9 protein-coding genes are annotated in these 14,806 nt (G+C 72.3%); 3 read left to right on the top strand and 6 right to left on the bottom strand.

From position 1 onward, the window contains the following. Positions 1-246: 246 nt before the first annotated feature. Positions 247-3,189, bottom strand: a complete 2,943-nt coding sequence (locus LIU39_RS02725; RefSeq protein WP_227044108.1) for an FAD-binding and (Fe-S)-binding domain-containing protein — start codon at positions 3,187-3,189, stop codon at positions 247-249. Between the two features lie 28 nt (positions 3,190-3,217). Beyond that, positions 3,218-3,676 (bottom strand): MarR family winged helix-turn-helix transcriptional regulator, encoded by a 459-nt coding sequence (locus LIU39_RS02720; protein ID WP_227044106.1) that lies wholly within the window; start codon positions 3,674-3,676, stop codon positions 3,218-3,220. Between the two features lie 107 nt (positions 3,677-3,783). Here LIU39_RS02720 and LIU39_RS02715 point away from each other — a divergent pair, with 107 nt between their 5' ends. Both LIU39_RS02715 and LIU39_RS02710 read left to right on the top strand, forming a co-directional pair. Further along, on the top strand, positions 3,784-5,628 hold the full coding sequence (locus tag LIU39_RS02715; protein ID WP_227044103.1) for an ABC transporter ATP-binding protein: 1,845 nt from the start codon (positions 3,784-3,786) through the stop codon (positions 5,626-5,628). Positions 5,629-5,736: 108 nt separating this feature from the next. Beyond that, entirely contained in the window at positions 5,737-6,123 is a 387-nt protein-coding gene (locus LIU39_RS02710) for a DoxX family protein (RefSeq protein WP_227044102.1), read from the top strand. A gap of 60 nt (positions 6,124-6,183) precedes the next feature. On the opposite strand, the gene lacZ is transcribed toward LIU39_RS02710, so the two are convergent. Further along, the gene (gene lacZ / locus LIU39_RS02705) at positions 6,184-9,381 is read right to left on the bottom strand and encodes a beta-galactosidase, LacZ type (RefSeq protein ID WP_227044100.1); all 3,198 of its coding nucleotides are present in this window, start codon (positions 9,379-9,381) and stop codon (positions 6,184-6,186) included. Positions 9,382-9,655: 274 nt separating this feature from the next. Here lacZ and LIU39_RS02700 point away from each other — a divergent pair, with 274 nt between their 5' ends. After that, a complete protein-coding gene (locus tag LIU39_RS02700; RefSeq protein WP_227044098.1) occupies positions 9,656-10,969 on the top strand; it encodes an MFS transporter in 1,314 nt (437 codons plus the stop codon). Between the two features lie 298 nt (positions 10,970-11,267). On the opposite strand, the gene LIU39_RS02695 is transcribed toward LIU39_RS02700, so the two are convergent. The 3 genes from LIU39_RS02695 to LIU39_RS02685 are packed head-to-tail and all read right to left on the bottom strand — an operon-like array spanning position 11,268 to position 14,729. Further along, positions 11,268-12,425, bottom strand: a complete 1,158-nt coding sequence (locus tag LIU39_RS02695) for an NAD(P)-binding domain-containing protein (protein WP_227044096.1) — start codon at positions 12,423-12,425, stop codon at positions 11,268-11,270. Between the two features lie 59 nt (positions 12,426-12,484). Then, on the bottom strand, positions 12,485-13,678 hold the full coding sequence (locus LIU39_RS02690; protein WP_227044094.1) for an LLM class flavin-dependent oxidoreductase: 1,194 nt from the start codon (positions 13,676-13,678) through the stop codon (positions 12,485-12,487). A gap of 1 nt (position 13,679) precedes the next feature. Next, positions 13,680-14,729 (bottom strand): ABC transporter substrate-binding protein, encoded by a 1,050-nt coding sequence (locus tag LIU39_RS02685; protein WP_227044092.1) that lies wholly within the window; start codon positions 14,727-14,729, stop codon positions 13,680-13,682. Between the last annotated feature and the right edge of the window lie 77 nt (positions 14,730-14,806).

The following is a 14,806-nucleotide window of genomic DNA, read 5'->3' as shown; positions in this document are numbered from 1 at the left end:
GGTGTGGTCGGGGCGGTGAGGAGAGCGTCCGCTCCTGCGACGGCATATCGATCATGGCGACCACGCCGGAGTGGCTGCGCGAGCTGGGCCCGGCCGGCCCCGGGTTCCGGTGCTTCGGCCGCGGGGCCGTAACGGGTACCAGGTCTCCCGCGTGCCCGGGTGAGACGGGCCGAGTCGGAGAGCCTGTATCCGCACCCGCAAGCGCCCGGTCCCCGTACGGGAGGCCGGGTGGGTGCCCGTGCCGTGTCACTCGCGGGGTGCCGGCGGCCGGGTGGCCCGCTCCAGTTCCACGAGCACCGAGTGGTAGGCGGGGCGGCCCAGCGCGTGGTCCATGCCGACCTCGCACATCCGGTTCGCGGACAGGTAGGCGTCGAAGGCGCGGGCGCCGACCTCGGCGGCCTCCTTCGCGGTCGCCGATTCGGTGAGTTCCCTGTGCAGCATGCCGCGGTCCCCGGCGAAGGCGCAGCAGCGCAGGTCGTCGGGGACCACGACGTCCCGCGCGCATGCCGCGGCGACCTCCCGCAGCTGCGCCTCGTCGCCCAAGTGCCGCATGGAGCAGGTGGGGTGGAGGACGGCGGAGCCTGCCGTCCGGTGGATCTCCAGGTGCGGCAGGAGTTCGTGCGCGGCCCAGACGACGGAGTCGACGATGGTGAGTTCGGCGTGCAGGGCGCGGTTGGCGGGGGTCAGGTAGGGGATCACCTCGTGGGCGATGCCGAGGGTGCAGGAGGAGGCGTCCACGACCAGCGGCAGCCGCCCGCCGGCCGTCCAGCCCCAGGCCGCCTCGACGATGCGGTTGGCCATCACCACCGTGCCCCGGTCGTAGCCCTTCGAGTGCCAGATCGTGGCGCAGCAGGTCCCGGTCACGTCCGGCGGAATCCACACCGGCTTGCCGGCCCGCCCGGAGACCGCGACCACCGCTTCCGGCAGCGAGGGGCCCGGGAGTCCCGCGGGGCCGCCGAAGATGCGGTTCACGCAGGCCGGGTAGTAGACCGCGGCCGCTGCCGTCTTCGCGGTGGCGGGCAGGGCGCGGGCCGCGGCGCCGGGGATCTGCGGCAGCCAGCGCGGTACCAGGTCGGGACGTACGGCCTTGCGGGCGGCGTCGGTTGCCGATTCCAGCAGCCGGTCGTCGATCCGCTGGGCGGCGGCCACAGCGAGGCGGGCGGCCCGTTCGACGGCCGCGAAGTGCCGGGCGAACAGCGCGGCCGTCCGTTCTTCGCGCGGGGAGTGCCGCCGGTGGCGGAAGTCCTTCATCATCGCGCCGGTGTCGATGCCCACCGGGCAGGCCAGTTTGCAGGTGGAGTCGCCTGCGCAGGTGTCCACCGCGTCGTAGCCGTAGGCGGCCAGCAGGGCGCCGGTGACCGGTGAGTCCGGCGGCTGGCGCAGCATTTCGCGGCGCAGCACGATGCGCTGGCGTGGGGTGGTGGTCAGGTCCTGGCTGGGGCAGGTCGGTTCGCAGAAGCCGCATTCGATGCAGGGGTCGGCGACCGCTTCGATGCGCGGGATGGTCTTGAGGCCGCGCAGGTGGGCCTTGGGGTCGCGGTCGAGCAGGATACGGGGGGCGAGGATGCCGTGCGGGTCGATGAGGCGCTTGATCCGCCACATCAACTCCGTTGCCCGTGGCCCCCATTCGCGTTCCAGGAACGGGGCGATGTTGCGTCCGGTGGCGTGCTCGGCCTTGAGGGAGCCGTCGAAGCGGTCGATGACCAGCGTGCAGAACTCCTCCATGAACGCGGCGTAGCGGGCCACGTCGTCGGGGCGCGCGGCGTCGAAGGCGAGCAGGAAGTGCAGGTTGCCGTGCGCGGCGTGGCCGGCGACCGCGGCGTCGAAGCCGTGCAGCGCCTGGAGTGCGAGGAGCGCGGCGCAGGCGTCGGCCAGCCGGTCCGGTGGTACCGCGAAGTCCTCGGTGATCAGCGTCGTGCCGGCCGGTCGGGAGCCGCCGACCGCCGTCACGAATGCCTTGCGGGCCTTCCAGTAGCCGGCGATGGTGCCGGCGTCGCGGGTGAAGGCGTTGGTGACGGAGGCGACCGGCGTGACCAACTCCAGCTCTTCCAGGAGCCGTTCGGTGGCCTGCTCGTACGCGTGCGCGGCGGCTTCGTCGGACGCCCGGAACTCCACCAGCAGCGCGGTGGTCTCCCTGGGCAGGCCGGCCCAGTCGGCCGGCACCCCGGCGACGTTCACCGAGGCGCGCAGGGTGTTGCCGTCCATCAGCTCGACGGCCCGCGCGCCCGCCGCGTTGAACCGCGGCACGGCCGCGGCCGCCGCCCGCAGGGTGGGGAAGAACAGCAGCGCGGTGGAGGTGTGACGGTCCAGCGGCAGGGTGTCGAAGACGGTCTCCGCGATGAAGCCGAGGGTGCCTTCGGAGCCGACCGCCAGGCCGCGCAGGATCTCGGCCGGGGTGCTGCCGTCCAGGAAGGCGTCCAGGCGGTAGCCGTTGGTGTTCTTGATCTCGTACTTGGCGCGGATCCTGGCGACCAGGTCCGCGTCCGCCTCGATGGTGTCCTTGAGTGCGAGCAGCCCGGCACACAACTCGGGCTCGGCGTGCGCCAGTTCCGCGTCGGCCGCCGGGTCCGCGGTGTCGACGAGGGTGCCCGACGGCAGGACGAGGGTGACCGATGCCAGCGTCCGGTAGGAGTTGTGGGTGACGCCCGCGGTCATCCCGGATGCGTTGTTGGCGACCACGCCGCCCAGCGTGCAGGCGACGGCGCTGGCCGGGTCGGGCCCCAGCACCCGGCCGTGCCGGGCCAGCGCCGCGTTGGCCCGCAGCACCGTCGTGCCGGGCCTGATGCGGGCGCGGGCACCGCCGTCGAGCACTTCGATGCCGGACCAGTACCTGCGGACGTCGACGAGGATGTCCTCGCCCTGTGCCTGGCCGTTGAGGGAGGTCCCGGCGGCGCGGAGGACGACGTGGCGGCCCTTGCCGTGGGCGTAGGAGAAGACCGCGGAGATGTCGTCGATGTCCTCGGCGAGTACCACGGCCTGCGGGACGAAGCGGTACGGGCTGGCGTCGGACGCGTAGCGGACCAGGTCGGAGAGGGTGTGCAGCACCTTGGCAGGGCCGAGCAGGGCGATCAGGTCGCCGCGCAGCGGCTCGGGGGTGCCGGGGGCACGGGCCGCGGCGACCCGGTCGGGGGAGGGGGCCCCGGTGGAGTGCGGGCGCAGGGCCCCGGGCTTCGGCTCCAGCAGGGGCATGGCGAATCCTCCGGTCTCGGCTACCGGCTCAGCAGCGCGGCCCCGGCCCGTCGACCAGGGTGGCCAGCAGGCCGCCGAGCACCTCGCGCTGTTCCGCGGTCAACGGAGCCAGGATGTCCTCCGCGGCGGCCCGGCGCGCGCTGCGCAGCGCGTCGAGCGTGGCGCGCCCGGTGTCGGTCAGCTCGATGCGTACCACCCGGCGGTTGGCCGGATCGGGTACCCGGCGGACCGCGCCGTGCGCCTCCAGGGCATCGACCAGCGTCGTCACTGCCCGGGGCACCACTTCGAGGCGTTCGGCGAGGTCGGCCATCCGGGGCGGGGTGTCGCGGTGGTGGTCGACGATCCGCAGCAGCCGGGACTGCGCGGGGGTGAAGGCGATGTCCAGCTGTTCCATGCGGCGTTTTTGCGCGCGGTGCATCCGCCGGGTCAGCCGTACCAGCTGTTCGGCGACCTGGGAGGTGCTGTGCGTCGGCTCGGGTGAGGACATGGACGGAGGATAACAGGACCTCGCTCATTGTGAGTATAGGTAACAATGAGCTAGGCTCCGTTTCCGTCGCACGACGTCCGCCTCCCCGCACACTCCCGAAGGAGCTCATGCGCCGCGAAGAATCCGAGTGGACCCCACCGCCCAAGGACCCGGACCAGCCGGTCCAGCTCCGGCGGATCCTGGCACTCTTCCGTCCCTACCGTGGCCGCCTGGCCCTCGTCGGCCTCCTGGTCGGCGCCTCCTCGCTGGTCTCGGTCGCCTCGCCGTTCCTGCTGCGCGAGATACTCGACGTGGCGATACCCGGACGCCGCACCGGCCTGCTGACCCTGCTCGCCCTCGGCATGATCCTCACCGCCGTGATCACCAGCGTCTTCGGCGTCCTGCAGACCCTGCTCTCCACCACCGTCGGCCAGCGCGTCATGCACGACCTGCGCACCGCCGTCTACGCCAAGCTCCAGCGGATGCCGCTGGCCTTCTTCACCCGCACCCGCACCGGCGAGGTCCAGTCCCGGATCGCCAACGACATCGGCGGCATGCAGGCCACGGTCACCTCCACCGCCACCTCCCTGGTCTCCAACCTCACCTCCGTCGTGGCGACCGTCGTCGCCATGCTCGCTCTCGACTGGCGGCTCACCCTCGTCTCGCTGCTGCTGCTCCCGCTCTTCGTCTGGATCAGCCGCCGGGTCGGCAACGAACGCAAGCGGATCACCACCCAGCGGCAGAAGCAGATGGCCGTCATGTCCGCGATCGTCACCGAATCGCTGTCGGTCAGCGGCATCCTCCTGGGCCGCACCATGGGCCGCGCCGACTCCCTCACCCGCGGCTTCGCCGACGAGTCCGAGCGCCTGGTCGACCTGGAGATCCGCTCCAACATGGCGGGCCGCTGGCGGATGGCCACCATCGGCATCGTCATGGCCGCCATGCCCGCGCTCATCTACTGGGCCGCAGGACTCGTCCTCCAGATCGGCGGCCCCGCCTTCTCCCTCGGCACTCTGGTCGCCTTCGTCTCGCTCCAGCAGGGCCTGCTGCGGCCCACCGTCTCGCTGCTGTCGACCGGCGTCCAGATGCAGACCTCGCTCGCCCTCTTCCAGCGCATCTTCGAATACCTCGACCTGCCCGTCGCCCTCACCGAGCCCGCCGAACCGGTACGCCTCGCGGCCCCCCGCGGCGAGATCCGCTTCGAGCACGTCGGCTTCGCCTACGACACCGCGGACGCGCCCACCCTCCAGGGCATCGACCTGTCCGTCCCGGCCGGCAGCAGCCTCGCCGTCGTCGGCGCGACCGGCAGCGGCAAGAGCACCCTGAGCTACCTCGTGCCACGCCTCTACGACGCGACCGAAGGCCGGGTCACCCTCGACGGCACCGACGTCCGCGCACTCGACTTCGCCACCCTGTCCCGCGCGATCGGCGTGGTCTCCCAGGAGACCTACCTCTTCCACGCCTCGGTCGCCGATAACCTCCGCTTCGCCAAGCCCGACGCGAGCGACGACGAGATCGAACGCGCCGCCAGGGCTGCCCAGATCCACGACCACATCGCGTCGCTCCCCGACGGCTACGACACCCTCGTCGGCGAGCGCGGCTACCGCTTCTCCGGCGGCGAGAAACAGCGTCTTGCCATCGCCCGCACCATCCTGCGCGACCCGCCCGTCCTGGTGCTCGACGAGGCCACCAGCGCCCTGGACACCCGCACCGAACACGCCGTCCAGCGGGCCATCGACGCGCTGTCCCGGGGCCGTACGACGGTCACCATCGCGCACCGCCTCTCCACCGTCCGCGACGCCGACCAGATCGTGGTCCTGGACGGCGGGCGGATCGCCGAGCGCGGCACCCACGACCAGTTGCTCGCCGCCGACGGACGCTATGCCGCGCTGCTGCGGCGCGACGCGCACCAGGATCCTGCCGGCCGTGACGCACGCCTCACACCTGCCGGTGATCAGGTGGTGACCCGGTAAGTGACCCACGGGTAAGGTCGGGCCCGCGGTGGCCGGTTCCATGGTCGGGGTGGCCGCCGCACCCACCCTGCGTCCCGGCCGCCCGACAGACCGTTCCGGGAGCACACCGTGGCAGCCACCGCACTCTCCGCCCGACTGCTGGCCCGTACGCTCGCCGCGGCCGGCGTCGCCCACTTCCTCGTGCCCAAGCCGTTCGACGCGATCGTGCCCCGCCACCTGCCGGGCAGCGCCCGCGCCTGGACCTACGCCAGCGGCGCCGCCGAACTCGCCGTCGCCGCCGCCGTCGCCCTGCTGCGCACCCGCAGGGCCGGCGCGCTCGCGGCTGCCGGGCTGTTCGCCGCCGTCTTCCCCGCCAACGTCCAGATGGCCTACGACTGGCGGCACCGCCCGGCCCCGCTCAAGGCCCTCGCCTACGGCCGGCTGCCCGGCCAGCTCCCGCTCATCGCCCTCGCCCTGCACGCCGCCCGCACGGCGGGACGGGCACCCGCAGAGTAGCCGCGCGGGGGACACCGGCCCCCGCGCTGCGTATGCACCCGCTGCCTGCCCATGGGCAGGTCACCCGGCGGACCCGCCCCGGACGGGCGCGAGCCGGTAGCCGTAGCGGTACGTACGGTCGGCGTGCAGCAGGTACTTCTCCAGCGGCGGCGCGCCCCAGGAATCGTTGCCGCCCACCCCCATCTGCCGGTGATTGACGCCCAGATGGATCTCCGGGCGCCGCTTCAGCTCGTAGGGATGCAACGGACCGTCCAGGTCGGCCGGGGTGTGGTGCAGCGCGCTCAGCTCCAACAGCGGTGCACCCTCGCCCGGTTCGGCGCTCACCCGCAGCCCGGTGCCGTCACGGGCGGTCAGCGATGCGGTGCGTACGTCGGTGACGTTGCCGGTCTGCTGGGGCCGGACGTACGGGCCGAACTGGGCCTCGACGGTGGTGCGGTGGCGGCCGACGAACGCGCCGGTGTGCCGGTCCCAGTAGTTCTCCTGCGGGCCCCGCCCGTACCAGTCGAAGGTGTCCAGACCGGCGGGCACCGTCAACAGCGCGCCGACCAGCGGCAGATCGGGCAGCAGCACGCCGGGACGCAGGGTGTGCGCGACCCGCACTTCGCCGTCGCCGCGCACCGTGAACACCGTGTCCCAGTGCGAGACGGCGGGTGACGTGGGCAGGGTGGCGGTGACCTCGATGGTGATCTCGGACGGAGACGGCTGGGCGGCCCGCACGCCGGTCACGGTGCGCCCGCTGCCCGCATCGCGCCAGGTCCCGAGCGCGTCCTGGGCGCCGCGCCCGATGTCGTTGTCGGTGGGCGCCCGCCAGAAGTTGGGCACCGGGCCGCCGGAGAGCAGGGTGCGTCCGCGGTGCCGGTAGGCGGTCAGGGTGCCGGTGGCCCGGTCCAGGACGACTTCGACGCCGCGGCCGGTCACGGTGACCTTCGCGTCGGTCTCGGACAGCTTCAGCGGCGGCAGCGACGACGGCGCCGGATCGGCCGGTGCCGGGCTGTGCCAGGGCAGCGCGAACTGCTCGGCGGCGACGCTGTGTCCGGCCTCCGCCCAGCGCGTGTCCTGCCGCAGCACGAACGACAGGTTGAGCCAGTACGCGGCGCCGGGTGCGGGGCGCGCCGGCCGCTTCACCGGGATGCGGACGGTCGCGTCGGCGCCGGGCCCGGCGGCGGGCGCGGGCAGCCTGCCGTGCTGGATCCGCTCGCCGTCGCGGGTGACCTCCCAGCGCAGTTCGTAGTCCTCAAGACCGCGGAACAGCTGCCGGTTGGTGACGGTGATCTGCGTCTTCGCCGGGTCGGCCGCGGCCATCCGGATCGTCTGGTAGACCTTCTTCACCTCGTGGACGGCGGGGTGCAGGGTGCGGTCGGCGGAGACGATGCCGTTGCAGCAGAAGTTCTTGTCGGTGGGGTAGCCGGGCTTCCAGTCGCCGCCGTAGGAGAGGTAGCTGCGGCGGGGATCGCCGGGGACCGGGAGGCGGATGGCCTGGTCGACGAAGTCCCAGATGAAGCCGCCGTGCAGGTTGGGGTAGCGCTCGAAGACGTCCCAGTACTCCTGGAAGTTGCCGGTGCTGTTGCCCATCGAGTGGGCGTACTCGCACAGGATGAACGGCTTCGGGTTGCCGGACTTTCCGTACTTCTCGACGCCGTCCGGCGCGGTGTACATCTCGCTGTGCAGATCGGCGACGTCGTTCATGCCCTCGTAGTGCACCGGCCTGGACGGGTCGCGGCCGTGCGTCCAGTCGGCCATCTTGCGGAAGTTGGCGCCTTGCCCCGCTTCGTTGCCGAGCGACCAGACCACCACGCTGGGGTGGTTCTTGTCCCGCTCGACCAGCGAACGCATCCGGTCCAGGCAGGCATCGGTCCACTCCGGCAGCCCGGCAGGCAGCACCTCGCGGACGCCGTGCGACTCCAGGTTGGCCTCGCCGACGACGTACAGGCCGTACTCGTCGCAGAGGTCCAGCCAGTACGGGTGGTTGGGGTAGTGCGAGGTGCGGACCGCGTTGATGTTGTGCTGCTTCATGATGCGGATGTCCTGTCGCATCCGTTCCGCGGTGACCGCCTGGCCGTGGTCCGGGTCGGACTCGTGGCGGTTGACGCCGCGCAGCACGATCGGCTGCCCGTTGACGGTGAAGGTGCCGGGGCCGTGGGCGATGCTGCGGAAGCCGAGCCGGGTGCGCTGGACGTCGACGGCACGGCCGGCGGCGTCGGCGAGCGTGACCACCAGGGTGTAGAGGTGCGGATCCTCGGCCGACCACAGGCGGGGGGCCTTGACGGTGGTGTGCGGGGCGACCGTCACGTCCTTGCCGTCGCCGAAGCCGACGTCCGCGGTCAGCGGCTTCGGCAGCACCTCCGTGCCGTCGGCGTCGTGGAGCGTCGCGGTCAGCCGGTGCGCGCCTGCGGCTGCCGCGCCCCGGTTGCGTACGGTCGTCGTCACGGTCAGCTCGGCGTCGCGCAGTGCGTCGTCCAGGGTGGTGCGTATCTCCAGGTCCTGGACGTGCACCGGGGGTATCGCATAGAGGTGGACGTCGCGGAAGATCCCGGACAGGTCGATCATGTCCTGGTCCTCCAGCCAGCTGCCGTCGGACCAGCGGTAGACCTCGACCGCCAGCGTGTTGCGGCCCGGCTTCAGCGCGTCGGTGATGTCGAACTCGGCCGGGGTGTAGCTGTCCTCGCTGTAGCCGATCCGCTCGCCGTTGACCCAGACGAAGAACGCCGACTTGACGCCCTGGAAGGAGAGCAGGGTGCGGCGCCCGTGCCAGTCGCCCGGCACGGTGAAGGCGCGGCGGTAGGAGCCGACCGGGTTGAACCCCTCCGGGACGTGTGGCGGCACCGGCGTCTCGTAACCGGTCCAGGGGTACTTGATGTTGAGGTAGATCGGCTCCGGGTAGCCCTGGATCTCCCAGTTGGACGGTACGGGGATCAGGTCCCAGCCGCTGTCGTCGTAGCCCGGTTCGTGGAATCCGGCCGGCCGCTCGTCCGGGTTCTTGGACCAGTGGAAGCGCCAACTGCCGTTCAGGGATCTGTAGTACGGGGATTCCGCTGCCACACCGGCCAGCGCCGCATCGGCGTCCCGGTACGGGATCAGTCGGGCCCGCGCCGCCTCGCGGTTCACCTGGAAGACCTGCGGCTGCGCGTTCCACTCGCCGCCCGCGGTCGCGGTCCTGCCCGCGGCGAAGGCGCTCTTCTGCGCCGCGAAGGCGGCCCAGCCCGCCAGTGCGCTGCCGGCGACCAGGAACGAACGGCGGGACATGCGGCGAGCAGGCATGCGACAACTCCGAACGTAAGGCAACAGGAAGCAGCAGGATCGAACACCGCGCGCCCCAACACAAGCCCCCGGTACGCCACTTCACCACGCGCCGTCGCCCACCGGAGGCGCTCCGTGCCTTGGTGGGCAGTCCGCCCCGCGGCCCCTCATGTTGCCCGCACATTTCGTCCGCCCCCCGACCCTGGCGGCCGCCCGCCCTCGCGGTACATGATCACGTGTTGGACGGGCCTGCCCTCGGCGGCGGGCTCAGGCGAAGGACCCAGAGCGGAGGACCATGTCGAGTGCGGATCACCACGGACCCCTGGCGGAAGCCGGGCCACCCGGTGCGCGCAGGCCGCCGTCCCCATTGCGCCAGCTGGCCGCCGCGTCGGTCGGCAACGCCGTCGAGTGGTACGACTGGTACGCCTATTCGTTCCTCGCCGTCTACTTCGCAGGGCAGGTCTTCCCCGAGGACGCAGGCAACCCCCTCGTCCCGCTGCTGTCGTCCTTCGCGGTCTTCGCGGTCGGCTTCTTCATGCGCCCGATCGGCGGCCTGCTCATGGGCTCGGTCGCCGACCGCCGAGGCCGCCGCGCCGCGCTCACCGTCACCATCCTGCTGATGGGCGCCGGCAGCCTGCTCGTCGCCGCCACCCCCACCTACGCCACCGCCGGCGTCCTGGCCCCGGTCGTGCTCGTCATCGCCCGCCTGGTCCAGGGTCTGTCCGTGGGCGGCGAGTTCGCGGCCTCCACCACCTTCCTCGTCGAATCGGCGGGCCCCGGCAGACGCGGCCTGTTCTCCAGCTTCCAGTACGTCTCCACGACCATCGGCCAGCTACTGGCGTCCGGCACCGCCGCACTGCTGGCCGCACAGCTCACCGAGGAGCAGATGGGCGCGTGGGGCTGGCGGGTGGCGTTCCTCGGCGGTGCGCTGCTGAGCCTGCTGGGCCTGTGGATCCGGCGCGGCGCGCAGGAAACACACAGCGCCGCACAGCAGGACGCCGCGCGCCCCGGTCTCTTCGAAGGGCTGCGCCGCTACCCCCGCCAGTCCCTGCTGATCTGCGGCATCACCGCGGGCGGCACCCTCGCCTACTACACCTGGACCACGTACCTGCCGACCTACGCGCAGGTCAACGCCGGTTTCGACAAGGGCGACGCGCTCACCGTCGGCACCATCTCGCTGGTGTTCTTCGCCCTGTTGCAGCCGCTCGGCGGCATGCTCTCCGACCGCATCGGCCGCAAACCGCTGCTGCTCGGCTTCGCGCTGGGCTTCGCGGTGCTCGCCGTGCCGCTGCTGCACCTGGTCTCCGACACCTTCGTCTCACTGCTGCTGGTGCAGTGCGCCGGCATGGTGCTGCTCACCGGTTACACCGCGGTCGCCGCGGCCGTGAACGCCGAGGTCTTCCCCGCCCGGGTGCGGGCCGCCGGCATCGGCTTCCCGTACTCCCTCACCGTCGCCCTCTTCGGCGGCACCGCCCCATACGTCGGCACCTGGTTCAAGTCGGCAGGCCACGCCGACCTGTTCCCCTGGTACGTCGCGGTGCTCTGCCTGGTGTCGTTCTGCGTCTACCTGACGCTGCCGGAGACGGCGCGCACGACGATGGACACGTGACGGACGGGCGGCCGCCCCGGCACAACGGAAGGCGCCGCCCCTCCCTGGGACGGGGAGGAGCGGCGCCGTGGAGCACGGTCCGTCAGACGAGCCAACCCACGAAGTGGAAGACGCCGGCAAGCAGGTTGGTGATGATGTCCATGGGGTGTTTCTCCTTGTGCGAATGTGCAATGTGGGACCAACTCTCCGGCCCAGCAAGGGAGTCGACCGGAGGTGCTGTGACGTTCTGCAGTCCGTCGCTTGCGCCCCGTAAGCATCACCCGGCGCGAGGTGCCCTGGAAACCCCTTTCGGCATCGATCACGCTTTCTGGCGAACACTCGATCCCGCGTTCGTGTGTTCCCATGCGGGAGTGCCGGGCCCCGGCTCGTCGGCTGGACCCAGCAGCCGCCGCAGATCACGGACCGCGGCCCGGCCCGCCCGGTTGGCGCCGATCGTGCTCGCCGACGGTCCGTAGCCGACGAGATGGATCCGCGGGTCACGCACCACGCGGGTGCCGGCCAGGCGGATGCCGCCGCCCGCCTCGCGCAGCCGCAGCGGTGCGAGGTGGCCGATCGCCGCGCGGAAGCCCGTCGCGTACAGCAGGACGTCGGCGTCGGCCGTCCGCCCGTCCGCCCAGACCACCCCGCCGGGAGTGACGCGCGCGAACATCGGCAGCCGCTCCAGTACGCCGCGCACACGGGCCTGCCGCATCGCCTCCGTCATCGGCAGACCCGTCACGCTCACCACGCTCTGCGGCGGCAGGCCCTCGCGCACCCGCTCCTCGACCCGCGCGACCGCGGCCCGGCCCTGCTCCTCGCCGAACGGGCCATCGCGGAAGACCGGCGGGCGTCTGGTCACCCAGGTCGTGGCCGCCGCGACCGGCGCGATCTCCAGCAGCTGCTGGACCGCCGACGTCCCGCCGCCGACGACGATGACCCGCTGTCCGCGGAATGCCTCGGGGCCGGGGTACTGCGCGCTGTGCAGCTGCCGTCCGGCGAAGGTCTCCTGTCCGGGGACGCGCGGCAGGAACGGTCGGTCCCAGGTGCCGGTCGCGTTGATCAGCGCACGGGGCGCGTACGTCCCGTCGGAGCTCTCGACGCGCAGCCGGCCGCCTGCCCCCTCGCGCACCGCCGCGACGTCCGCCGGCCGGTGCACCCGCAGTCCGAAGGCCCGCTCGTAGCGGTCGAAGTACGCGCCGATCACCTCCGACGAGGGCCGCGCGGGATCCGCTCCGGTCAGCTCCATGCCCGGCAGCGCGTGCATTCCGTGGACCTTGTCGTAGGTCAGGGTGGGCCAGCGGAACTGCCAGGCGCCGCCGGGGTGTGGCGCGTGGTCGAGCACCACGACGTCACGGTCCGGTACGTAGCCGGCCCGCCGCAGGTGGAAGGCGGCGGCCAGGCCGGCCTGCCCGGCGCCGATCACCGCGACCTCGATCTCGCGCGCCGCGTCGTCGGGACGCCCTCCGCTGTAGTTCATGTTTCTACTAACTCGGGAGGGCGGTCAGGTCTTCCCGCCGGCGGGGCGGAGCATGTGTCTCAGCGCCCGCCTGCCACCAGCAGCGGAGCCCCGCCGGACGCGCACGCGGGCCGGCCGCCGCCCTGCGTGCCGCCCGCTCCGGCATCCAGCAGGCCGCGCGCCGCCAGCTCGGGCCGTACGCCCTCGCCGAACCAGTACGCCTCCTCCAGATGCGGGTAGCCGGACAGCACGAAGTGCTCGATGCCCAGCGCGTGGTACTCCTCGATCCGGTCGGCGACCTCCGCGTGGCTGCCGACCAGCGCGGTGCCCGCGCCGCCGCGCACCAGGCCCACCCCGGCCCACAGGTTGGGTGAGATCTCCAGCTTGTCGCGCGACCCGCCGTGCAGCGCCAGCATCCGCTGCTGGCCCACCGACTCGCTCTTGCCCAGGGCCTGTTGGGCCGCCGCGACGGTGTCCGGGTCGAGATCGCCGAGCAGCCGGTCGGCGGTCGCCCACGCCTCCTGCGACGTGTCCCGCGAGATGGTGTGCAGCCGGATGCCGAACCGGACCGTGCGCCCTTCCCGCTCCGCGAGACCGCGAATCCAGTCGATCTTCTGCTTGACCTGCTCGGGCGGCTCGCCCCAGGTCAGGTACACATCCACGTTCCGCGCGGCGACCGGCCCGGCGGCCGCCGACGAGCCGCCGAAGAAGATCTGCGGCAGCGGATCCGGCGGCAGCGCCGTCAGGCCGCCCTCGACCTGATAGTGCTCCCCCTGGAAGTCGAACGGCGCGCCGCTCCACACCCCCCGCACGACCTGGAGGAACTCGTCGGTACGGGCATACCGCTGGTCGTGGCCGAGATGATCCCCGAACCGTTTCTGTTCGGTCGAGTCGCCGCCCGTGACCACGTTCAGCAACAGCCGCCCGCGCGAGAGACGCTGATACGTCGCGGCCATCTGCGCGGCCAGTACCGGCGAGATCACCCCGGGCCGGAACGCCACCAGGAACTTCAGCCGCTCGGTGACCTGGGTCAGCGCCGTCGTCGTCAGCCAGGCGTCCTCGCACCACGTACCGGTCGGCGTGAGCACCGCCTCGAAGCCCAACTGCTCGGCGGCCTTGGCGATTTGGGCCAGATACTCGATGTCGGGGCCGCGCACCCCGCGCACCGGGGTGATGCGGTCGCGCCGGACGCCGCCGTCGGTGTAGGCGTGCCGGTCGACGAGGGTGCGCCCGTCGCCGCCGGTCGGCAGGAACCAGTGCAGGTGTACGGACATGTCAGCGGGCCTTTCCATAGGTGCGCGGCGCGGTGCCGGAGGGCGGCAGACCACCGTTGAAGCGTGGGTCGACGAACGCGCCGAAGTCGAAGGAGCGGGGGATGAGCTTGAACGCGGCGAAGGTGTCGACGATCTTCTGTTCCGAGGCGATGGCCTCCTTGTCCACCGCCACCTGCACCGCCGTGCCCCGGGTGCGCTTGACCGCGGCCAGCGCCACGTCCTGCGGCAGCCCGGTCTCCTTCGCCCAGACCTCGGCCCAGGCGGCCGGGTGCGCGTGCACCCAGTCCTGGGCCCGGCGCAGCCGCTGGACGTAGTCCTTGACCGCCGCCGCCTTCTTCTTGTCGCCCAGCGCCGCGGGCGCGGCGACCTGGAAGCTCAGGCCGTTGACCACCCCCTGCCCGGTCGCCAGCACCCGCGCGTCGGCCTGCTCCAGGGCCTGCGAGGTGTACGGATCCCACACCGCCCAGGCGTCCACCTTGCCGCGGGTGAACGCGGCCAGCGCATCGGCCGGCTGGAGGTAGCTGAGCGTGACGTCCTTGGGGGAGAGCCCGGACTTCCGCAGCTGGGCGAGGAGTTGGTAGTGCGCGGAACTGCCCTGTGCCACCGCGATCGACTTCCCCTTGAGCTGGGCGGCACGGTGCAGCGGCGAGTCCTTCTTCACCAGGACCGCGTCGCCGTCCGCCCGGCTGTGCGCCCCGGCGACCACCTTGATCTTCGACTTCGCCGCCGCCGCGAACACCGGCGGCGTATTGCCCACCCCACCGATGTCGACGGCCCCGGCGTTCACCGCCTCAAGGAGCGGCGGCCCCGAGGTGAAGGTGGACCACTTGATCTTGTAGGTGAGGTCGTCCAGCTCCCCTGCGGCCCGCAGCACGGCCTCCGAACCGCCCTTCTGGTCACCGACGTCGAGGGTCAGCGACCCCTTGCCGTCGGTCCCGCTTCCGGTGCCGCCCGCCGAGCCGCCCGCCCCCGCCGCGCCGCCGCAGGCGGCCACCAGCAGGGCGAGCGGGAGCAGCAGGGCCGGGGCGAGGTGCCGTGGTCGTGATCTCATCGACGTTCCGTTTCTCTTCTGGTGTGCGTGCGCGGCTCTCGTGTGCGTGCGCGGCGGTGCGTTCCCTGCACACCGTC

This window comes from Streptomyces pinistramenti, assembly GCF_020564935.1.
Lineage (GTDB): Bacteria > Actinomycetota > Actinomycetes > Streptomycetales > Streptomycetaceae > Streptomyces > Streptomyces pinistramenti.
This window is presented reverse-complemented; position numbering and strand designations above follow the sequence as displayed.